Genomic DNA, 17,798 nt, shown 5'->3' on the forward strand with positions numbered 1-17,798 from the left:
GAGGTCAAAATGACAGATGCTGTTCAGGCCGTAGAGAATATGAGAAGAAAGATCCAGGACAACTGGGGCTGGTTTCTGGCGCTCGGCATTGCGCTGGTCATAGGTGGCATAATCCTGATCGCCGCTCCCCTGGCAACGTCGATTGCCGTGACGATCCTGATCGCGGCCGTGCTATTCGTCGGCGGCCTGGTTCAGATCTACAATTCCTTCAAGACCCATGGTACCGCCAGTTTCCTCTGGAACCTGATCACCGGCATTATCGCCGTCATCGGCGGGATCGTGATTTATGTGAACCCGCTCGCGGGAACCATCGCGCTGACACTGGTGATTGCCGCCATCTTCGTGGCGCAGGGCATCAGCCAGATCCTGCTGGCCTTCAAACTGAAGCCGCATGACGGCTGGGTCTGGGTGCTGATCGCAGGGCTCGTATCCCTTGTGGCTGGCGCCATGATCTGGCTGGAGCTGCCGAGTTCGGCCGCCTGGGCGCTTGGCCTTCTGGCCGGCATTTCCGTGCTGATCAACGGCTGGAGCTACATCGCCATTGCCCTTGCAGCCAAGGCATCCAAGAACTGAACCTGAAATTATTTGAGATGACTGGCACCCGGCAGAATTTCATTTGCCGGGTGCTTTTTTTGATATAGCGTTTTTCAGGTTCAACAGCAGGCATCGCCTGCGTTCAGGCTGTTCCGTGGATGGTTTCTGTTCTCGGCCGCAATGGCGGCAATCCGCATAACAAGGCCTATTGGTGGTGGCCGCCCCCCCCGACCGTTGATGTTTGCCGGCTCTTGCCGGTGTCCCGACTCTCCAAGACATCAACGGATTTTCGAAATGACGAACGTGACCTTGCGCGGTGAAGACCGCATGCTTTCTGTCGCCTGGACCGATGGCACCAGCGCCGACTTTCCCTTCATCTGGCTTCGCGACAACTGCCCGAGCGGGTTTCATCCGCAAACGCAGGAACGCCAGTTCGACCTGACCGGCATTGCGATGGATATTTCCATCGCGAAGGCCGAACAGGATGCGGATGACATTATTCTTACCTGGTCCGGCGACGGCCATGTCAGCCGCTACAGGGCCGACTGGCTGTTCGATCACCGGCCAGGGGTCGGACTTGCCGATCCAGCCGAGATCGAACCTGCGCTGTGGCGCGGTGATCTTGTCCCGGAAAGCCTTCCGCGCGCGGCGGCCGCCGACTTGATGGTCAACGACGATCTCCTTCTCGCTTTCCTGATCGAAGCCAAGAAAACCGGTCTTGCTCTTGTCGACGGCATGGCTGACGACGTGGAGGCAGGTGTCGATGTCGCCCGCAGGATCGGTTTTCTTCGGGAGACCAATTTCGGCACGACATTTGAGGTCATTTCCAAGCCGAACCCGAACAACCTGGCCTATACGTCCCATGCCCTTCCTTTGCATACGGACCTGGCCAATCAGGAATTGCCACCAGGCTTCCAGTTCCTGCATTGTCTTGCCAATGAAGCAGAAGGTGGCGGCTCGACCTTTTGTGACGGCTTCGCGATTGCGGACGATCTCGCCCGGCTCGATCCGGAGGCCTTCCGGCTCCTTGCCGAGACGCCGGTGCCCTTTCGCTTTCACGACGAGGACTACGACATCCGCCGCCATCACACGGTGATCGAACTCGACCTGTTCGCACGCGTGCAGGAGCTCCATTTCAACGCCCATCTCGCCGGGATCTTCGATCTGCCGGCCGATCGAATGGAAGCTTATTACGGGGCGTATCGCACCTTGATGCAGATGACCCGATCAAGGAATTACGTCATCACCACACGGCTGAAAGGCGGAGAGATGGTGATCTTTGACAATCGGCGGGTCCTGCATGGCCGAGCCGCTTTTGACCCTGGCACCGGGTTCCGCCATCTGCGCGGCTGTTATGTCGACCGCGGCGAATTCGACAGCCGCATACGAGTCCTCAGCCGAAAAAGAAATTAAGGGTCTCATAGTCAAGAGCGCCCGAACATGTCCGGGCGCTCTCCAGTTCTTTACACGTTCCGGTGCTTTTCACACCGATGATCAGCGAGGCTCCCTGGCAAGACCCTTGCCGAGGATGGGGCCGGTCGGCAACCCGGTTGGAGAGCCTCCCGGCTGTTCGAAGGTGATCTCATAAAGCTGGTCTGGCTTGGGAACCGGCAACCCGGCAGCTTGCAGGATCGTTTGTTTAGGCTCATCGAAGATGCCCAGGGAAACCGGCGGCCCATCCGGATCCGGTTTGGTCCAGAGCTGAAGGATCGTGCCTGCCGGGACATCGGTCTGCCCCAGAAGCGTGACCTGTGTCGCGTTGTTCTCAGCCCCTTCGATCATCGCAACAGGCTGCCCGGCATCGTTGACAAGCACGGCAATTACCTGCGGTTCAACCGTCGTCATGAGGTTCCAGACAAGCGCGATGGCAAGTACGAGGCTCGCCGCCAGGCTGGCTGCCGCCGTCCACATCATTGGCCTGCTGCGCTTTTCTCTCTCGGACTTGAGATCCACCGGCGCTTCAACACGACTGTCTTTCGTCTCGGGAGCGGCCATACTCTCTTCCACCGCGTCCAGACGCCTTTCAACGCGATGCCAAAGGCTCTCCGGCACGGCTTCACGGGGCGTCGCGGCGTCCAGAGCGGCGAACCGCTGACGGGCAAGTTCCACGAGAACGGCCAATTCCGGCTCCTTCATCAGGCGATCTTCCACTTCGCGCTGTTCTTCTGGGTCGCACAGGCCAATGACGAATTCGTCGGCAAGTTCAGCAAGATTTCGGCGAGCCGTTCTCATGACATGCACTCCCGCAAGGAAGTCAGGCCACGGCGCACCCACGCCTTTACCGTTCCAAGGGGGGCCGACAGCCGGCCGGCAATTTCACCATGGGTGTAGCCCCAGATATAGGACATCAGCACGGCACTGCGCTTTTCCGTTTCCAGTCGTCCGAGACAACGGCGCAACTCGCTGTCATGGCCCAGCATTTCCCACGCATCGTTCAGTTCGCTGCCGTCGATCTGGCGTTCCAGCTTGTCGTCATCGGTTGCCGCTTCCCGGGCCCCGTCACGAAGCATGTTCAAGGTCCTGTTCCGCAGGACCGCGTAGATCCACGCGCGTCCGGATCCCTTCGCAGGATCAAATTGGGAGGCCTTGCGCCAGATCAGGACCAACGCATCCTGGAGCGCATCTTCAGCAAGGTCCTGCCGGCGCAACATGCGCTTGGCAATGCCCAGCATCTTGGGGCCTTCCAGTTCCAGGATCTGTCGCAGGGCCTGCCGGTCCTTGCGTGCACAGGCGGCCAGAAGGGCCGCGTGATCCACTTCGCTTACGCTTTCCGGCATATCCAGCACGTTGGTCTCACTTGTTCAATCTCACCAGGGCTCCTGAGTGCTACGCATCAGAAGCGTTGCCGGACCAGTCGTACCGGTAAGGGACCGGAGCAGCCTGGGGTGGGTGGTCCAGGCTGCTCCGGCAATCGGCTTTGCGAACCAGGTGGGACGGGGCCGCAAAGCCCAGAGCATCCTTGTTCATTCAGCGGGCTGAAGATGCTCTGTCAGTATGTGTTTTGGATGGGGCTTACATCGCGGTCATGAACGTGATGTCGCGCAGCGGCCATTCCAGGCCACCCAGTTCCCAGCTGTCGGTCACCTTGCCGGTTTCCAGCGAAACGGTGTGCAGCCACGTGCCGGTTGCCAGCCAGGCCTTGTTGTTGCCTTCCGCGTCGGTAGCAACATCAAAGGCGTAGGTTTCGGCAGCGTCCACACCCAGTTTGCCAACGGCCGCAAGGGTGCCATCGTTCGGCGAAGTCTGACGGATGACGGCACCAATGGTCGCGTCGATGTCATACATCGCAGTCGTTTCCGGCTGGCCATAGGAGTTGATGTAGGCGGCAGCAACGATGTTCGGCGCCTCACCCGCATGCATGTCCTTTTCCTCAAAGGCCAGGCTGCCATCGACGGTCACCTTGCCGCTTTCGATATCAACCCGGTGGTTGGTCACACCGGTCATGAAGCGCAACTTGTTGGCCTTGGGGTTGAAGTCGACGATGACAGGCTTCCCGTCTTTCAGCGGCAGCATCTTGTCCATCTTGGAAATCACCGTTGCCGCACCGGTCTTCGGATCAATCTCGACGATTTCATGAGCGCCACTGACGCCGATCAGCTGCCCCGTTGCCGGCCGCAGGTCAATGCCGAGCAGGCTGTCGACACCGGAAACTTCCATCGTGTCGGTGACCTTTCCGGAATTGCTGTCGATGACCACCAGGGTCTTTTCACCGGCAAGACCGATCGCAGGGGTCGCGTGAGCAGCGCCAGCGGCAAGAACAAGGGCGGATGCTGTCAGAAGGCTACGTGCAATAAGGGGCATTTCAGATCTCCGTCTTTCAAAGGCAGGAGGCATCGGATTGGCCTCACTTCCCGGAAACACGGCAGATCGAATTTTGGATGCAGCTAGGGGAGATCTTTTTTGGAATTTTTCAGAAATTGGCGATCAGATGAAATATAAGTGCCTGAAATTATTGAACTTAAGAGAGAAACCTCTCATCACAAAAAAATCCTGGTTCGCAGCAGAAACAGGAAACCGTGACCTCATCCGCCTTCGAAAATGCGTGTCTTTTCTTCTTCGGACAGCACTTTCCATTTGCCCTCTTCGAGACCTTCCAGACCGAGGCCGCCGATGTGACTGCGAGTCAGATCGGTGACGTGATTGCCCGTTGCCGCAAACATGCGGCGTACCTGGTGATACCGGCCTTCATGCAGGGTCAGCCGGGCATGGGTTTCGTCCAGAACCTGAAGCTCCGCCGGCTTCAGCGGCTTGTCTTCACTTTCCAGCATCATGTCGCCGGAGGCAAACAGCGCGCCTTCGTCGCCCTTCATCGGGCGGTCGAGTGTCACTTCGTAGATCTTGGGAACTTCGGACTTCGGCGAGATGACGCGATGCAGGAATGTGCCGTCGTCGGTAAACAGCAAGGCACCGGACGTTTCCTTGTCCAGCCGACCGATGGTGGACAGAACCGGCTTGCGCATGCGGAACCTGTCCGGCAACAGGTCATAGACCAGCCGGCCCTGATCCTTGATGGAGCAGGTGTAGCCAAGCGGCTTGTTCATCAGGATCACCACCCCGTGTGCGGGGTCGAGCGGCTCATCGTCGAAGAGGATGTCCTCGTGAGCGGTCTTGGCATCCGCCTTCAAACGGCTGCCCTCGCGGTCTGTGAGCCACCCGTTGCGGATGGCGACCTGCATTTCCTTCCGGCTGCCATAGCCGAGATTGGCAAGGAGTTTTACAAGACGCATCTTACCGACCTCCCTTGCCTTTGACGGCCCGGATCACCTTGTAGCCACCTTCGTCGGCGAGCTGTTTCACATCGGCGAAGACTTCGCCCAGCGTGTGCTCGTAGGGAAGATGCCGGTTCGCGACCATGAAGAACTCGCCACCCGGCCGCAGTCCGCGGGCAGCGGCGCGAATGAAGCCCTGACCGACGTCGGCACGATCTGCCTTGCCGGCCTGGTGGAACGGCGGGTTGGAGACGATGAAGTCGTAAGGTCCTTCGATGCCCTGGGTCACATCCGACCAGATGCCGTTCATCGTTCTGAGCCCCTTGAAGGCAGCCAGGTTCTGTTCGGCCAGATCCAGCGCACGCTTTTCCGCCTCGTAGAGATCCATCGAAGTGACCTTCGGAGCCTTCTCGAAAACGGCACGTGTCAGATAACCGAAGCCCGCTCCAAGATCAGCGCCTCTGCCCTTCAGCGTTGCCGGCACAAGATCTGCCAGAAGTCTGGAGGCCGGGTCGATCCTGTCCCAGGCGAAGATGCCCGGCCGGCTGACGAATGCGCCGTCAAGCACGGTCCGCGGCGCATCGAGTACCAGCCATTCGGCGAGAAGTGCGGTGTTCAGGCTGTCATCGGAAAGTTCACTCCAGACAACCCGGCACTTGTTCTTGGTCATTTTCTCGGCGCTGCCCAGAAGCTCCTGAAGATCGCTTTCCAGCGTCTTGGCACCTTCGGTGTTGGGCGCGCAGGCAATCACGGTTCCGCCCGGCCGTGTCTTTGAAACCGCACGGGCAAGCTGTGCCCTTGCTTCCTGCCGTTGACGACCGGGAAGAACGAGAACAGCGTCGAAGCTTTTGTCTTCCGTCTCCGCGTCTACCTTCAGCCCTGCCTTTTGCAGCGCATCCCGGTCTGGTGCGAAACTCTGTTCGCAAACAAGATCTGCGTCCACAAGCGCTGCAAGCGAACGCCCTGTCCTTGCGCGCAGGAACAGGACGCGACTCTTGTCGGCAAGCTCGACAGCCCCGGTTTCAAGAGGCAAGACGAGTGTATCGAGCGCGGGATCGGACATGGCGGTCTTTCAGACGGGTTTCAGCTGACGCGCTCATACCGCCAGAATGGCCGAAGGTCAAAAGATCGCATCAGACCGGAAAGCTTTTCCGTCCACCAGCAGGTTTACGGGCAGCGACCGGCCGTCTTCGGTCAACGAGATTTCAAGAAGAATGCGCGATGTGTCCATGCGTTCGATTTCAAGTCCCTCGCCCTCGGGTAGGAAGAAGGCATCGATACCGTAGTCCACCCGGATTTCGTCACCAAGAACGGAGCGAACGGTACCGGCGATCGCCTGATCACCGGCGTCAGCTCTTTCCTTCGCGATCAGAACCGGCACCGCAGCACCCGTTCCTTCTGACTTCAGACCGACGAAGATGCTGTCTCCCGACAGGACCTTGTCAGCACCGGGCACCGTCCTTGAAATGGTGCCGATCGCAAGATTGATCACTACATAGTCGCCACGGAGCAGGTCTCTCGGGTCAACCGGCACCACGGCAAGCGAAACAGCGGTTCCGCTGTGTTGCACGTCCAGCCGGTCGAACAACGGGATTGAGATGAGGCCAAGCTGGATCAGGGCCAGAAGTCCCCAAAGCAGCCATTGGGCGCGGGACTGCGGTTTTGAAACGGGAGTTGCAGTTGCCGTGGTCATTCCTGAACCTCCCCGGTGACGTCACCTTGTTCCGGCGTCCGGCCACCGCGCCTCATCAGACGCGCCAGCCAAAGGGCCATTCCCAGCAGCAGAACTCCCGCCACCAGGAAGAACAGCGACTGCCCCAGCAAACTGCCGATGGTGACCTGAAGCAGCCAGAGCGCGACCGCAGTCAGGCCGAAATAGGCACAAAGCATCCAGAACCTGTTGTTATACCATGTCCCCAGCGCGCACAGACCGATCAGTGCGGCCAGAACAAAGGCTGCCAGAACGAGAACGTTGGCTGTCAGAACCGGCATCAGCACGGCCACGAGCGCCAGGCCGGTTGCCCCGAAGAGCGCCCCCGACTTCACGGTCTTGTAGGATAGCAGCAGGCCTGTCACCAGGAGAGCCAGAGCGACGGCCAACGGCACCATGGCAGGGAGCGTTGCAAGGCCGCCCAAGGACGGTTCATCCGCGACCTCAGGAACAAACACGAGCGCCAGGACGACCAGCACCGACAAGACCAGAATACCGACATCCTGAAGGGACCTTGCCATCAGCCAATGCCCATGACTGCGCGTCGGCCGGTCGCTTGACCACTTCACGAAAAGATCGGCAACGGGATCGAGCAACATCATCGCGGCCGCCATACCACCGGTTCCAGCTAGGAACATTGCAGTGATGAAATCATCGCTGGAGCTCATCAGTTCCGCTGTTTCGCCAAACCAGCGGCCATAGGTTACCCAGAGCAGCGAAATCGCGGCCCAGCGCGAAAGCCGTGCGGGATGAACGACCGGATGTGCAAACACCGCGACAAGAAGGAGAAGCCCGATCAGATCTTCCATCAGCGGTGCCGAACCGAATTCGGACCGCATGACCTGCCAGGTTATGGCAGCACCGGCAGCGACGATCAGGGATGTTTTCGAACCGGTGAGCCACGCGGCAGCCAATGCACCGAGACAGACAAGGAAAGCGCCACCGGGCCAGTCGGCGGGCAAGTGGAAGATCTGTCCGACCAGCGCCATGCCACCGAGAAAAACCAGCGTGGCAAAGCCAGTGGCAAGATCCGCGACACCCTTGCACCCTCTTGTTGCAGCAAAGGCCGCAAGACCGTTGCTCGCAACGACAAGCAGTGCAATGCCGACGAGCTTCACGGACTTCGGGATAGCTCCCCAGTTTGCTGCAATGAATGCCAGCAGCGCCAAAGCCACGCAGACCATTCCAATTCCGGCAAGGGCCATGGGCAGGCGTGAACGACCGTCGTCCTGATCCTGCTCCTTCAATATGGCCGTTGCACCGGCAGAACTCACCCAGCCCTTCTCGACCCAAAGTTCCAGGTCGTCCTTCAAGCGTTTCTTATAGGCCCAGTCGAACATGCGGCTCCGCCAGTTTTCTCTTCATTTCTCTCTCGCAGCAGGGTTTTCCCTCACCCAAGTACACGGGATTCCGAACCGCGAGCGGCTCTGCTTCGGACAAGAAGTAGGCACTCGAGTGGCGAATAGGAAGTTTGTCTTTCGCCATCACGCTGGAGCGTAGCGAAAAATGCATTAAAAACAGAGTTCGAAATTCGGCAGCTCAAATTCCTGCCGGAAGCAGCGTTCCGGCACTTGTGAGCAGCACCGATCTTGCTATGCTTAACGGACAAATCCGGCGGCTGGACATCGGCGCCACCTGTGCCGGATCGCCGGAAACATGTCTTAGCCTGCTAAGCGAAACACCGTTTCAGATCAGAGCCAAACTCCAAAAATAATTCCAGGGGGGCTCTGTGGGGGCGTCCGAGAGGCCCGGACGCCCCCTATTATTATTCAGCCCGTTCCTGCGGTTTTTTCGCGCTGCTGCGTGATTTGCGTGGAGCCGTCGTCTTACGCGCCGCTGCCTTTCGCGTTGCAGTCTTGCGAGGAGACGATTTGCTCGGCACTGCCGCAGCCGAAGCCGCCCTAACGGGAGCTGTCCGCGTTGGCGCCGACTTCGCAGGGGCCTTGCTCGCCGCCTCTTCCTGTGCCGCTCGGGCGTCTTCCTTGCCCGGCTCGACGACTACATCGGTCACGGCAAGGGGATCTTCCGTGATGTCTCCCGAAACAGGCGGCAGGCCCAGCACCTTGTGGAACTGCTGCAGCGTTTCCAGTGTATGCGGCGTCATTTCGTCTATTGCGCCGGGAATGAACCGCACAACCTTGGCCGCAAGTTCCCTCTCTTCCGGGGTTTTCAGAAGCTTTGGCAAGGTTTCGATTGCCAGTTCGGGGGCAAATTCGACGATCAGCGTCTGTTCCTGAAGAATGAAACTGCGTTCGTCCGCATTGAGCGATTTGAACGGTTCGTCCTGTGTCAGGACACGGGCTGAGCGTTCCAGACGGTCGCGGCGAACATTGCCCCGGCTATCGGCAAGCAGGATCAGCATACGGATCACCGCTTCGCAGAAACCGCCTTCCTCGATATGCATCAGGGCTGCCTGGACCGGCGGCAAGCTGCGCAACTCGTCCTTGCGCTTCAGCGTCCGGCCCGGTTGCTTGGTCCGGCCGAACCAGCGCATGTAGGGCGTACCCCAGATGGAATAGAAGAGGTTCTCATAGGCTGTGTCGCGCAAATCCCGGAAAAGGTCCATGGACTGCTCGATCAGGGCTGCATTGACCTTTTCCAGTTCGACAAACGGATTGCCTGCAGCGGCCGGAGACCTTTCGTTCCTTGCACGTTCGGCAATGCCAGGCAACCAGCCGAGAGCCGGATTGAGGCTGGAGAACAGCGCACGCTGCATTCTGAGCGGATGGCTCTTGCGACGCAGATCTGCGCTCTGCTCGGTGACGAAAGCCTGCACGAAAGGCCGTACGCAAACATCGTAGAATTCGGCCTGCTGCTCGGATGCACGGGCAACAGCGGCAAAGGGTATTTCATCGTCCCGGCCATCATCGATCTTCGTCAGGTCTTCCATCTTGCGCTCATGGAAGCTGACCGTGAATTCCCGCTCCAGCAGCGGGCCTTCATAGTCGTCGATGGTCATTTCGTAGAGGCCTGGCGCCAGCGCCTCGATTGTCTTCAGTGTCGAGGTGACTTCCGTGTGCTCCTTCTTCGCAATCTTGGAGGACACGAAAATGCCGAGATGGCCAACCTGTTCGTGGATCATATAGATGATCCGCTGGCCACGAATGGCGATTTCCCTCTCATCCGTGTAAGTGTCGATGATCCAGTTGAGGGCCTGCTGCGGCGGTGTGATGTTGTCGCCATAGCTGGCGAAAACGATGATCGGCGCGCGAATATGCTTGATGTCGACGTTTCGGCCAGGCTCGAGCTGTGCCTCGTTCTTGGAAAGACGGTTGCCGACGAAGAGCTGCTCGACAATCCACTTCATCTCCGCTTCGTTCAGCAGGAAATACCCGCCCCACCAGCGTTCGAACTCCAGGAAACGCTTTGGCTCGGTGTCGACCTTGGCATAGAGATCGTAGTACTTGCCGAAGTAGTTCCGGGCCGGATTGAGCAGTTCGAAGTTCTGCACGATGTCGGCGCCATCGAAGATGCCGTGACCAAGGTCGGAGTAATACATCGCGTTCCAGGTCCCACCCAGGACGCCGGCATTGTAGCGCATCGGGTTTTCACCGACCCGGCCGGACCATGTGGACACAGGCGCCCCATTGAGGATGACCGGCCCGGTCAGATCCGGGTTCATGGCAGCCAGCAGCAGCGTCGCCCAGCCGCCCTGGCAATTCCCCGTCACCACCGGGTTCGGAGCTTCGGGGTGAAGCTCCATGACCTTGCGCACGAAGGCCGCCTCGGCATGGGTCACGTCCGCCAGTGTCTGGCCTTTCTCCGGCATCCGCTTGAAGGCAACGAAGTAGACCGGGTGACCGTCATGCAGGGCAACGCCCACTTGACTGTCCGGTTTGAAACCGCCGATCCCGGCTCCGTGTCCGGCCCGTGGATCGATGATGATATAGGGCCGTTTCCAGGGTTTCGGATCACGGCACGGCAGATCTGCGGGCGGAATGATTTTCAGCAGCATGTAACAGCTGGGGCGCGGCAGATCGGCACCATCCAGAACCACTTCATAGTCATAGATCAGGACAGGTGGACAGCCGGCCTCTTCGTGATCCAGGAAGATGTCACCGCGCTGACGAAGCGTGTCCATTGTGAGGACCATGCGCTGGGCCGCATCCTTCCAATAGTCTTCCCAGGCCTCGTATAATGACCCTTTTTCCTGCGCACCGCCCATGGCTTCCACGGCTTTGCCGAACTCGGAAATATTCGACTGCCAACGGGTCTTGTGATCGTCCGAGATCCGGGTCAGGTGCTTGGTCAGCCCCCTGCCCATCAGTTCGGCCAGGTTGGACAGCTCTGTCGCCTGGGCCTGCAGTGCCGTAAAACGCTCCGAGGGGCCCCAGGCGGTGGCATCATGCAGCGATTCCAGAAATTCGTTCTGGCCTTTTTCAAGCGCGTCAAAAATGTCCTTCATCAGGACCTCCTATCCAAGAATGCTGTAGCCACCGTCGATCGGGTGCACTGCCCCGGTGACGTTGAACGCCTCCCGGCTGGCAAGAAAGGCGGCATAGGCCCCGACATCGTCGATCGTGGCCAGTTGGTGTGTCGGCGCGCGTTCAGCCGCGTCGTTCAGTAATGCGTCGAATTCGGCAATGCCCGATGCGGCACGGGTCTTGAGCGGACCTGGCGACAGCGCATGGACCGAGATCCCCTTCGATCCGAGCTCAGCTGCCGCGTAGCGGGTGGCCGCTTCCAGCGCGGCCTTGACCGGGCCCATGACGCCATAGTTCTCGACGACCTTCTGTGCGCCCATGAAAGAGACTGTCATGCAGGTACCGCCATGGGGCATGAGCGGCTCGGCCCTTTTGATAAGCCGCAGGAAGGAGTGGACGGAAACGTCCATGGCCAGCGAAAAGCCGTCCGCGGAACTATCGATCACACGACCATGCAGGTCTTCCTTTTTGGAGAAGGCGATGGAATGGAGCAAAGTGTCGAGACGGCCCCATTTGGCCTCAATCTCGGAAAACAGCGCGTCCATCTGCTCTGTATCGCGCACGTCGAGCGGGGCAATGATTTCCGCATCGAGCTGTTCGGCCAGAGGCCGCACGTAGGCTTCGGCCCGCTCATTCAGATAAGTGATCGCCAGATCTGCTCCCTGCGCACGGAAGGCCTTGGCGCAGCCATAGGCAATGGACTGATCGTTGGCGACCCCGACAACAAGGGCCTTGTGGCCCGTCAAATCAAACATATGCGCACAGCTCCCGAAACCTTGGGCAGCCAGGACGGAGGGAAACCGGCCGACCACCACACTTTGCTGTCTCAAGCGCAACCTGAAACTGCTTCGCAGTGCAACATAAACCTTGTGACGGAACAATGACCTTTTCAAGGAGATAAGGGTTAGTGCTGATGAAAATGATCTGCTGCAGCGCAAAATCAGCTCCGGACGGAAAGCCCGCCCAAAGAAAACGGCGCCGCGGGAAACCCCGAGGCGCCGCCATCTGTCTCAAATTGCAGATACCGTTCTTAGATCAGGTCGAACCGGTCTGCGTTCATGACCTTGGTCCAGGCTTCAACGAAGTCCTTCACGAACTTCTCGTTGTTGTCGTCCTGAGCGTAGACTTCCGCATAGGCCCGCAGGATGGAATTGGAGCCGAAGACCAGGTCTGCGCTGGTTGCGGTCCACTTCAACGTGCCCAGCTGACGGTCGCGCACTTCGTAGGTACCGTCAGCAACCGGATGCCAGCTGTTGGCCATGTCGGTCAGGTTGACGAAGAAGTCCGTGGTCAGGGCACCTTCACGGTCGGTGAAGACACCATGCTTGGAACCACCGTAGTTGGTCCCCAGCACACGCAGGCCGCCCACCAGGACAGTCATTTCACGCGCGGTCAGGCCCAAGAGCTGTGCACGGTCGAGCATCATCTCTTCCGGGCTGACAACGTATTTCTTCTTCTGCCAGTTGCGGAAGCCGTCAGCGAGCGGCTCCAGAACTTCAAAGGACTCTGCATCCGTCTGTTCGTCGGTTGCGTCACCACGGCCCGGAGCGAACGGAACAGAGACGTTGAAGCCAACTGCCTTGATTGCCTGTTCCACACCGAGATTGCCGGCCAGAACAATGACATCGGCAACCGAAGCACCGGTTTCGGCAGCAATCGGCTCGAGCTTGGCCAGAACCTTGGCGAGGCGTGCCGGTTCATTGCCTTCCCAGTCCTTCTGCGGCGCGAGACGGATGCGTGCCCCATTGGCACCACCACGCTTGTCGGACCCACGGAAGGTCCGGGCGCTGTCCCATGCGGTTGCGATCATCTCTGCAGCGGTCAGGCCGCTGGCAGCGATTTTCGCTTTCACGGCGTCCACATCGTAGGAGGTGGAACCAGCCGGGATCGGGTCCTGCCAGATCAGGTCTTCAGCCGGAACGTCCGGACCAAGGTAGTTGACCTTCGGGCCCATGTCGCGGTGGGTCAGCTTGAACCAGGCGCGGGCAAAGCAATCGCGGAAATAGGCTTCGTCAGCCATGAACTTCCGGCAGATCTCGTTGTAGACCGGGTCCATCTTCATGCCCATGTCGGCATCGGTCATCATCGGGTTCCGGCGGATCGACGGATCAGATGCATCAACCGGCTTCTTGTCTTCCGGCATGTTGACCGGTTCCCACTGCCAGGCACCAGCCGGGGACTTGCGCAGTTCCCAGTCGTAGTTGAACAGGTAATCGAAGTAGCCCATGTCAAACTGGATCGGGAATTGCGTCCAGGCACCTTCGATACCGGAGGTGAACGCATTGGAAGCCTTGCCAGCCTGTTCGGTGTTCGCCCAGCCGAAGCCCTGCGACTCGACGCCGGCGGCTTCCGGCTCGACACCAATTCCTTCGGCAGACCGGTTGCCGTGGGCCTTGCCGACGGTGTGGCCGCCACAAGTCAAGGCCGCGGTTTCCTCGTCATTCATCGCCATGCGCTTGAAGGTTTCGCGAACATGCGCTGCGGTTCTCACCGGGTCCGGCTGGCCATTCACGCCTTCCGGGTTGACGTAGATCAGGCCCATGTGGATCGCCGCAAGCGGGTTCTCCAGGGAGGTCGCATCATCGGCGTTTTCAAAACGGTTCTCGACCGGTGCGAGCCATTCCTTTTCCGAGCCCCAGTAGACATCGGTTTCCGGACCCCAGATGTCTTCGCGGCCAAAACCGAAACCGAAGGTTTTGAAACCCATGGATTCGTAAGCCATGTTACCGGCCAGAATGATCAGGTCGGCCCAGGAAAGCGCGTTGCCATATTTCTTCTTGACGGGCCACAGCAGACGGCGGGCCTTGTCCAGGCTGGCGTTGTCCGGCCAGGAGTTCAGCGGAGCGAACCGGATATTGCCGGAGCCCGCGCCGCCGCGGCCGTCCTGCATGCGGTAGGAACCGGCGGAATGCCATGCCAGGCGGATCATCAGACCGCCGTAGTGACCCCAGTCAGCCGGCCACCAATCCTGGCTTTCGGTCATGAGCGCACGGACGTCGGCCTTGACTGCCTCGTGGTCGAGACCCTTCACGGCTTCACGATAGTCGAAGTCGGGGTCCATCGGATTGGTGCGCGCACCGCGCTGGTGCAGGATGTCGAGGTTCAACGCATCCGGCCACCATTTCGTTACCGGCTTGTCCATCGCCGTGTTGCCGCCGTGCATTACAGGGCAACCGCCTGTCTTTTCCACCTTAGCGTCCATAACTCTCTCCACTGTCATCTGAAACGTTCGATTATTCGGGCCGCGTGAGACGCCCGTGATATCCGCAAGGCCCGTATGAGCCCGGGACAGATCGGTTTCCTCAAATCTCCCAAAATCTCCGCGCACAAAAATCAACCGGCATCGCAAGGGGTGTTTGCATGCCACCTGATCTCGTCTGTGCAGATTGACGCTAGCAAAGGCAATCGATCAGAGGAAGTTGAATTTTCTGATAAGTTCGATAAGTTATTCTTATGATCAATATCACCCTCAAACAGTTGCGCTATTTCGAGGCCCTCGCCCGGCACGGTCATTTCGGCAAGGCAGCCGAGGCCTGCGCCATTTCGCAGCCGGCGCTGTCCATGCAGATCAAGGAAATGGAGGAAGTGCTCGGCGCGAGCTTGTTCGAACGCGGGGCCAGACAAATCCGCCTGACACATTTTGGTGAAGTTGCCGCCGAGCGTGCCCGCGACATCCTGCGGGCCACCGAGGAGCTGGGTGACCTTGCCAGGGCATCACGCGAAAGGCTTGTCGGGCGGCTGCGCATCGGCGTCATTCCGACTGTCGCCCCCTATCTTCTGCCGAGCGTTGTCGGAGCATTGACCAGGAGCTATCCGGAGCTGGACATTCATGTACGCGAGACAGTGACGCCGAACCTGATCGACGAGCTGGACGAAGGCCGCCTCGACACGGCGATTGTGGCCTTGCCGGTTTCCGAAGGCACGCTTGCCGAAACGGCCCTTTTCAGCGAGCGCTTCGTGCTGGTGCGCTCGGCGCGGGAAGCCAACGCACCAATGCCGAGCGCCGACAGCCTGCGCGAGATGCGGTTGCTTTTGTTGGAGGAAGGCCATTGTTTTCGCGATCAGGCCCTGTCCTTCTGCAACCTGCAATCCGGCCCGCCGCGCGAAGTGCTGGACGCAAGTTCTCTTTCAACACTGGTCCAGATGGTCAGTGCGGGGATGGGTGTCACCCTGATTCCGGAAATGGCCGTTCCCGTGGAGACCCGATCCGCATCGGTGGCAATCTCGCGTTTTGAAGCCCCCGAACCGACCCGGACAATCGGCATGGTCTGGCGTAGAAGGAGCCCGCTGGCAGGCCAGCTCACCGAGATCGCTGATATCGTCAGAAGGTCAGCAGAAGGACTGACGGCCTTGCGAGACCAGCCGGCTATCAGCTGATCTGCAACCTCGCGCCACGTGTTACGACTGCGTGGCGGCGTGCCGGAATGTCATGACGCCCAGCACTGCCATTGCGCCCGCAAGGCCAAGCAGGACGGCCCTTGCATCGTCTCCAGCTGCGAAGATGGCGACGATGAGGCCAGCCAGCGGCTGCGACAGATTGTTGAGGCAGATGATCACGCCGGTTGTCTTGCCGAATTCCTCCGGCGGTATGATCTCCTTGCGCAAGGTGCGTACATAGATGTTGAACATCTTGTCGAACCCGGCGATCAGCAGGAAACCTGCCGCATAGATTAGCGGATGGGCTCCAAGGCCTGTCAGCACGGCCCCCGCGCAGATCAACCCGTAAGCCGTAACGCCGAGGGTTTTCAGGCTGAGCGCGACATGTGCGGTCAGCGTCAGGACGGCAAGTGTCGCCAGGGCTCCGCCGACCTGAAGCCAGGCGTAGACCTGTTCGCTTTGGCTGAAAAAGCCCGTCATCATGGCGGCAGCCGTTGCCAACGTCGCGCCAATGATCAGGTTGACGCCGGCGGCCTGCAGGATTGCCCGCGTCAGGCCCGGCAATGTCCAGACCAGCTTGAGCGCGTGATTGAGGTCCGCCACGGGATGGCGCGAAACACGCTTGCCTGGAGCGTCTTCCATTCGCGCCTGACCGGGCCAGAAGTAAAACGCAAGATCGGCCAACACAAACAGGACCGTTGCCAGCACGACCACTGCCTGCCAGGGCCAGAACGCCATGAGGTAGGCGGCGACCAACGGACCGAGCACGACGCCCATTTGCGAGGCGAGCTGTCCGTAACTCGCCACTTTTTCGAAACGCTGGTCGGAGAAGGCACGTACAAGCACCATTTCCAGCGCCAGCATTCCCTGCGTCGTGAAAATGCCGACGACGGCAGAAAGCCCGATCAGCCACCAGACTCCACCAAATGCGAGCTGACCTGCAATACCGACAATACAGGCCAGAGCCCGCAGGATGCGGCTGATACGCAGCAGCAGGATCGGCGAGAACCGGTCACACAGAATGCCTGCGACTGGAAATGTCAGATAGCGCGGCAAGGTTTCGAAGAAGAAGGCAAGGCCGGACCAGGCGACATCGCCGGTTATCTGGAAGATCACCAGCGGCACCAGAAACAGGAGGATCTGGTCGGCCAGAACCGTCAGGAACATGGACGCGAAAAAGGCGCGGTCGCGGACGAGCATTTGCAGCTTTCGAGGGAGCAAGTATGGCGAGACAGATCACACCTAGCACTCAACACCCCTTATCTGCAAGTCGCCGCAACCGGCCAATTCAATCGATTTAAGAAATATCCGGGACGCTTCTTTTTCTGCGCCCCCTGTCAGAGCTTCCTTGCCACGACAAAGCGGCTGTAGGGTGCAGGATAGGTTCCTGTCTCGATGATTTCGAACCCTGCCGACCGGATGCTGTCTTCCAGTGTGTCGAAGGAAAAGAAACGGACAAAAGGTGCCTTGCCAACCAGTTGCATCACCTTGACGAGGGGAGCAAACAGCCACGCGCGCCTTTTCAGGCAAACGGTCTTGGAAATGTAAAGCCCACCCGGTTTCAGGAGATGATGAATGCGGGACAGGGTATCCTCGGCGTTTTCCACCAGATGCAGGAAGTTGTAGGCAAGGATGGCATCGTACCCGTTTTCCCCCGGCTCGACCTTGTCGCTGAAGACATCGGCAACGGCAAACTCCAACCCTTGCGGATGATCTTCGGTATCCGGCCCAACTTTCAATTTCGCCTGTGCAATCTCGATCATGCCGCTGGCGAAATCGGTCGCAAGATAAGACCTGACATTGCCGGCCAACAAAAGCGCCGTCGACCCTGTGCCGCAGCCCAGTTCCAGAACACTGTCCTGCGGCCCCAGATGTTCCGTCGTACGCTCCAGCGTCTTTTCGTAAGCTTCCTGGTTGCGGATTGGAGACGCAGCATATTTGCGCGCAGCCTTGCTCCAGAAACCGGCAGATGACGGCATTTCATTGGTCCATGTTGTCGCCATGGCGAATAGTCCATTTCTAACAGATAAGCGGGAACGGCAG

15 protein-coding genes are annotated in these 17,798 nt (G+C 59.3%); 3 read left to right on the forward strand and 12 right to left on the reverse strand.

Annotation, left to right across the window (positions count from 1 at the left end):
• Window positions 1-9 precede the first annotated feature (9 nt).
• Entirely contained in the window at window positions 10-573 is a 564-nt protein-coding gene (locus HEP89_RS00290) for an HdeD family acid-resistance protein (protein ID WP_031268980.1), read from the forward strand.
• A gap of 255 nt (window positions 574-828) precedes the next feature.
• Window positions 829-1,947: a TauD/TfdA family dioxygenase gene (locus HEP89_RS00295; protein WP_168691061.1), complete on the forward strand. Its 1,119-nt coding sequence runs from the start codon at window positions 829-831 to the stop codon at window positions 1,945-1,947.
• 81 nt (window positions 1,948-2,028) lie between these two features.
• Here the strand turns inward: HEP89_RS00295 and HEP89_RS00300 are convergent, their stop codons facing one another.
• The 10 genes from HEP89_RS00300 to katG form a co-directional block, all read right to left on the reverse strand.
• The gene (locus HEP89_RS00300) at window positions 2,029-2,766 is read right to left on the reverse strand and encodes an anti-sigma factor (protein ID WP_055658531.1); all 738 of its coding nucleotides are present in this window, start codon (window positions 2,764-2,766) and stop codon (window positions 2,029-2,031) included.
• The gene (locus HEP89_RS00305) at window positions 2,763-3,311 is read right to left on the reverse strand and encodes a sigma-70 family RNA polymerase sigma factor (protein ID WP_168691100.1); all 549 of its coding nucleotides are present in this window, start codon (window positions 3,309-3,311) and stop codon (window positions 2,763-2,765) included. The genes HEP89_RS00300 and HEP89_RS00305 overlap by 4 nt, the downstream gene beginning before the upstream one ends.
• A 235-nt stretch (window positions 3,312-3,546) precedes the next feature.
• On the reverse strand, window positions 3,547-4,335 hold the full coding sequence (locus HEP89_RS00310) for a DUF4394 domain-containing protein (RefSeq protein ID WP_168691062.1): 789 nt from the start codon (window positions 4,333-4,335) through the stop codon (window positions 3,547-3,549).
• Window positions 4,336-4,556: 221 nt separating this feature from the next.
• Window positions 4,557-5,261 (reverse strand): pseudouridine synthase, encoded by a 705-nt coding sequence (locus tag HEP89_RS00315; RefSeq protein WP_055658527.1) that lies wholly within the window; start codon window positions 5,259-5,261, stop codon window positions 4,557-4,559.
• Window position 5,262: 1 nt separating this feature from the next.
• A complete protein-coding gene (locus HEP89_RS00320; protein WP_168691063.1) occupies window positions 5,263-6,306 on the reverse strand; it encodes a class I SAM-dependent methyltransferase in 1,044 nt (347 codons plus the stop codon).
• A 57-nt stretch (window positions 6,307-6,363) separates the two neighbouring features.
• Entirely contained in the window at window positions 6,364-6,936 is a 573-nt protein-coding gene (locus HEP89_RS00325; protein WP_209014340.1) for a GDYXXLXY domain-containing protein, read from the reverse strand.
• The gene (locus HEP89_RS00330; protein WP_209014351.1) at window positions 6,933-8,294 is read right to left on the reverse strand and encodes a DUF2157 domain-containing protein; all 1,362 of its coding nucleotides are present in this window, start codon (window positions 8,292-8,294) and stop codon (window positions 6,933-6,935) included. Before HEP89_RS00330 ends, HEP89_RS00325 begins: the two co-directional genes overlap by 4 nt.
• Window positions 8,295-8,719: 425 nt before the next feature.
• Window positions 8,720-11,359, reverse strand: coding sequence for a DUF3141 domain-containing protein (locus HEP89_RS00335; protein WP_168691064.1), 2,640 nt, complete (start codon window positions 11,357-11,359; stop codon window positions 8,720-8,722).
• Between the two features lie 9 nt (window positions 11,360-11,368).
• Window positions 11,369-12,133, reverse strand: a complete 765-nt coding sequence (fabI, locus tag HEP89_RS00340; protein WP_168691065.1) for an enoyl-ACP reductase FabI — start codon at window positions 12,131-12,133, stop codon at window positions 11,369-11,371.
• Between the two features lie 275 nt (window positions 12,134-12,408).
• The gene (gene katG / locus HEP89_RS00345) at window positions 12,409-14,580 is read right to left on the reverse strand and encodes a catalase/peroxidase HPI (protein ID WP_168691066.1); all 2,172 of its coding nucleotides are present in this window, start codon (window positions 14,578-14,580) and stop codon (window positions 12,409-12,411) included.
• A gap of 251 nt (window positions 14,581-14,831) precedes the next feature.
• On the opposite strand from katG, the gene HEP89_RS00350 reads away from it, so the two are divergent.
• Window positions 14,832-15,755, forward strand: coding sequence for a LysR substrate-binding domain-containing protein (locus tag HEP89_RS00350; RefSeq protein ID WP_075284260.1), 924 nt, complete (start codon window positions 14,832-14,834; stop codon window positions 15,753-15,755).
• Between the two features lie 21 nt (window positions 15,756-15,776).
• Here the strand turns inward: HEP89_RS00350 and HEP89_RS00355 are convergent, their stop codons facing one another.
• On the reverse strand, window positions 15,777-16,955 hold the full coding sequence (locus tag HEP89_RS00355; RefSeq protein WP_209014353.1) for an MFS transporter: 1,179 nt from the start codon (window positions 16,953-16,955) through the stop codon (window positions 15,777-15,779).
• Between the two features lie 137 nt (window positions 16,956-17,092).
• Window positions 17,093-17,758, reverse strand: coding sequence for a class I SAM-dependent methyltransferase (locus HEP89_RS00360; RefSeq protein WP_168691067.1), 666 nt, complete (start codon window positions 17,756-17,758; stop codon window positions 17,093-17,095).
• Window positions 17,759-17,798: the final 40 nt, after the last annotated feature.

The organism is Labrenzia sp. 5N (genome assembly GCF_012395805.1).
Classification (GTDB): Bacteria; Pseudomonadota; Alphaproteobacteria; order Rhizobiales; family Stappiaceae; genus Roseibium; species Roseibium algicola.

Coding starts and splice junctions, on each gene's coding strand:
- HEP89_RS00290 (WP_031268980.1), top strand. CDS start 10: ATGACAGATGCTGTTCAGGCCGTAGAGAATATGAGAAGAAAGATCCAG.
- HEP89_RS00295 (WP_168691061.1), top strand. CDS start 829: ATGACGAACGTGACCTTGCGCGGTGAAGACCGCATGCTTTCTGTCGCC.
- HEP89_RS00300 (WP_055658531.1), bottom strand. CDS start 2,766: ATGAGAACGGCTCGCCGAAATCTTGCTGAACTTGCCGACGAATTCGTC.
- HEP89_RS00305 (WP_168691100.1), bottom strand. CDS start 3,311: ATGCCGGAAAGCGTAAGCGAAGTGGATCACGCGGCCCTTCTGGCCGCC.
- HEP89_RS00310 (WP_168691062.1), bottom strand. CDS start 4,335: ATGCCCCTTATTGCACGTAGCCTTCTGACAGCATCCGCCCTTGTTCTT.
- HEP89_RS00315 (WP_055658527.1), bottom strand. CDS start 5,261: ATGCGTCTTGTAAAACTCCTTGCCAATCTCGGCTATGGCAGCCGGAAG.
- HEP89_RS00320 (WP_168691063.1), bottom strand. CDS start 6,306: ATGTCCGATCCCGCGCTCGATACACTCGTCTTGCCTCTTGAAACCGGG.
- HEP89_RS00325 (WP_209014340.1), bottom strand. CDS start 6,936: ATGACCACGGCAACTGCAACTCCCGTTTCAAAACCGCAGTCCCGCGCC.
- HEP89_RS00330 (WP_209014351.1), bottom strand. CDS start 8,294: ATGTTCGACTGGGCCTATAAGAAACGCTTGAAGGACGACCTGGAACTT.
- HEP89_RS00335 (WP_168691064.1), bottom strand. CDS start 11,359: ATGAAGGACATTTTTGACGCGCTTGAAAAAGGCCAGAACGAATTTCTG.
- fabI (WP_168691065.1), bottom strand. CDS start 12,133: ATGTTTGATTTGACGGGCCACAAGGCCCTTGTTGTCGGGGTCGCCAAC.
- katG (WP_168691066.1), bottom strand. CDS start 14,580: ATGGACGCTAAGGTGGAAAAGACAGGCGGTTGCCCTGTAATGCACGGC.
- HEP89_RS00350 (WP_075284260.1), top strand. CDS start 14,832: ATGATCAATATCACCCTCAAACAGTTGCGCTATTTCGAGGCCCTCGCC.
- HEP89_RS00355 (WP_209014353.1), bottom strand. CDS start 16,955: ATGCTCGTCCGCGACCGCGCCTTTTTCGCGTCCATGTTCCTGACGGTT.
- HEP89_RS00360 (WP_168691067.1), bottom strand. CDS start 17,758: ATGGCGACAACATGGACCAATGAAATGCCGTCATCTGCCGGTTTCTGG.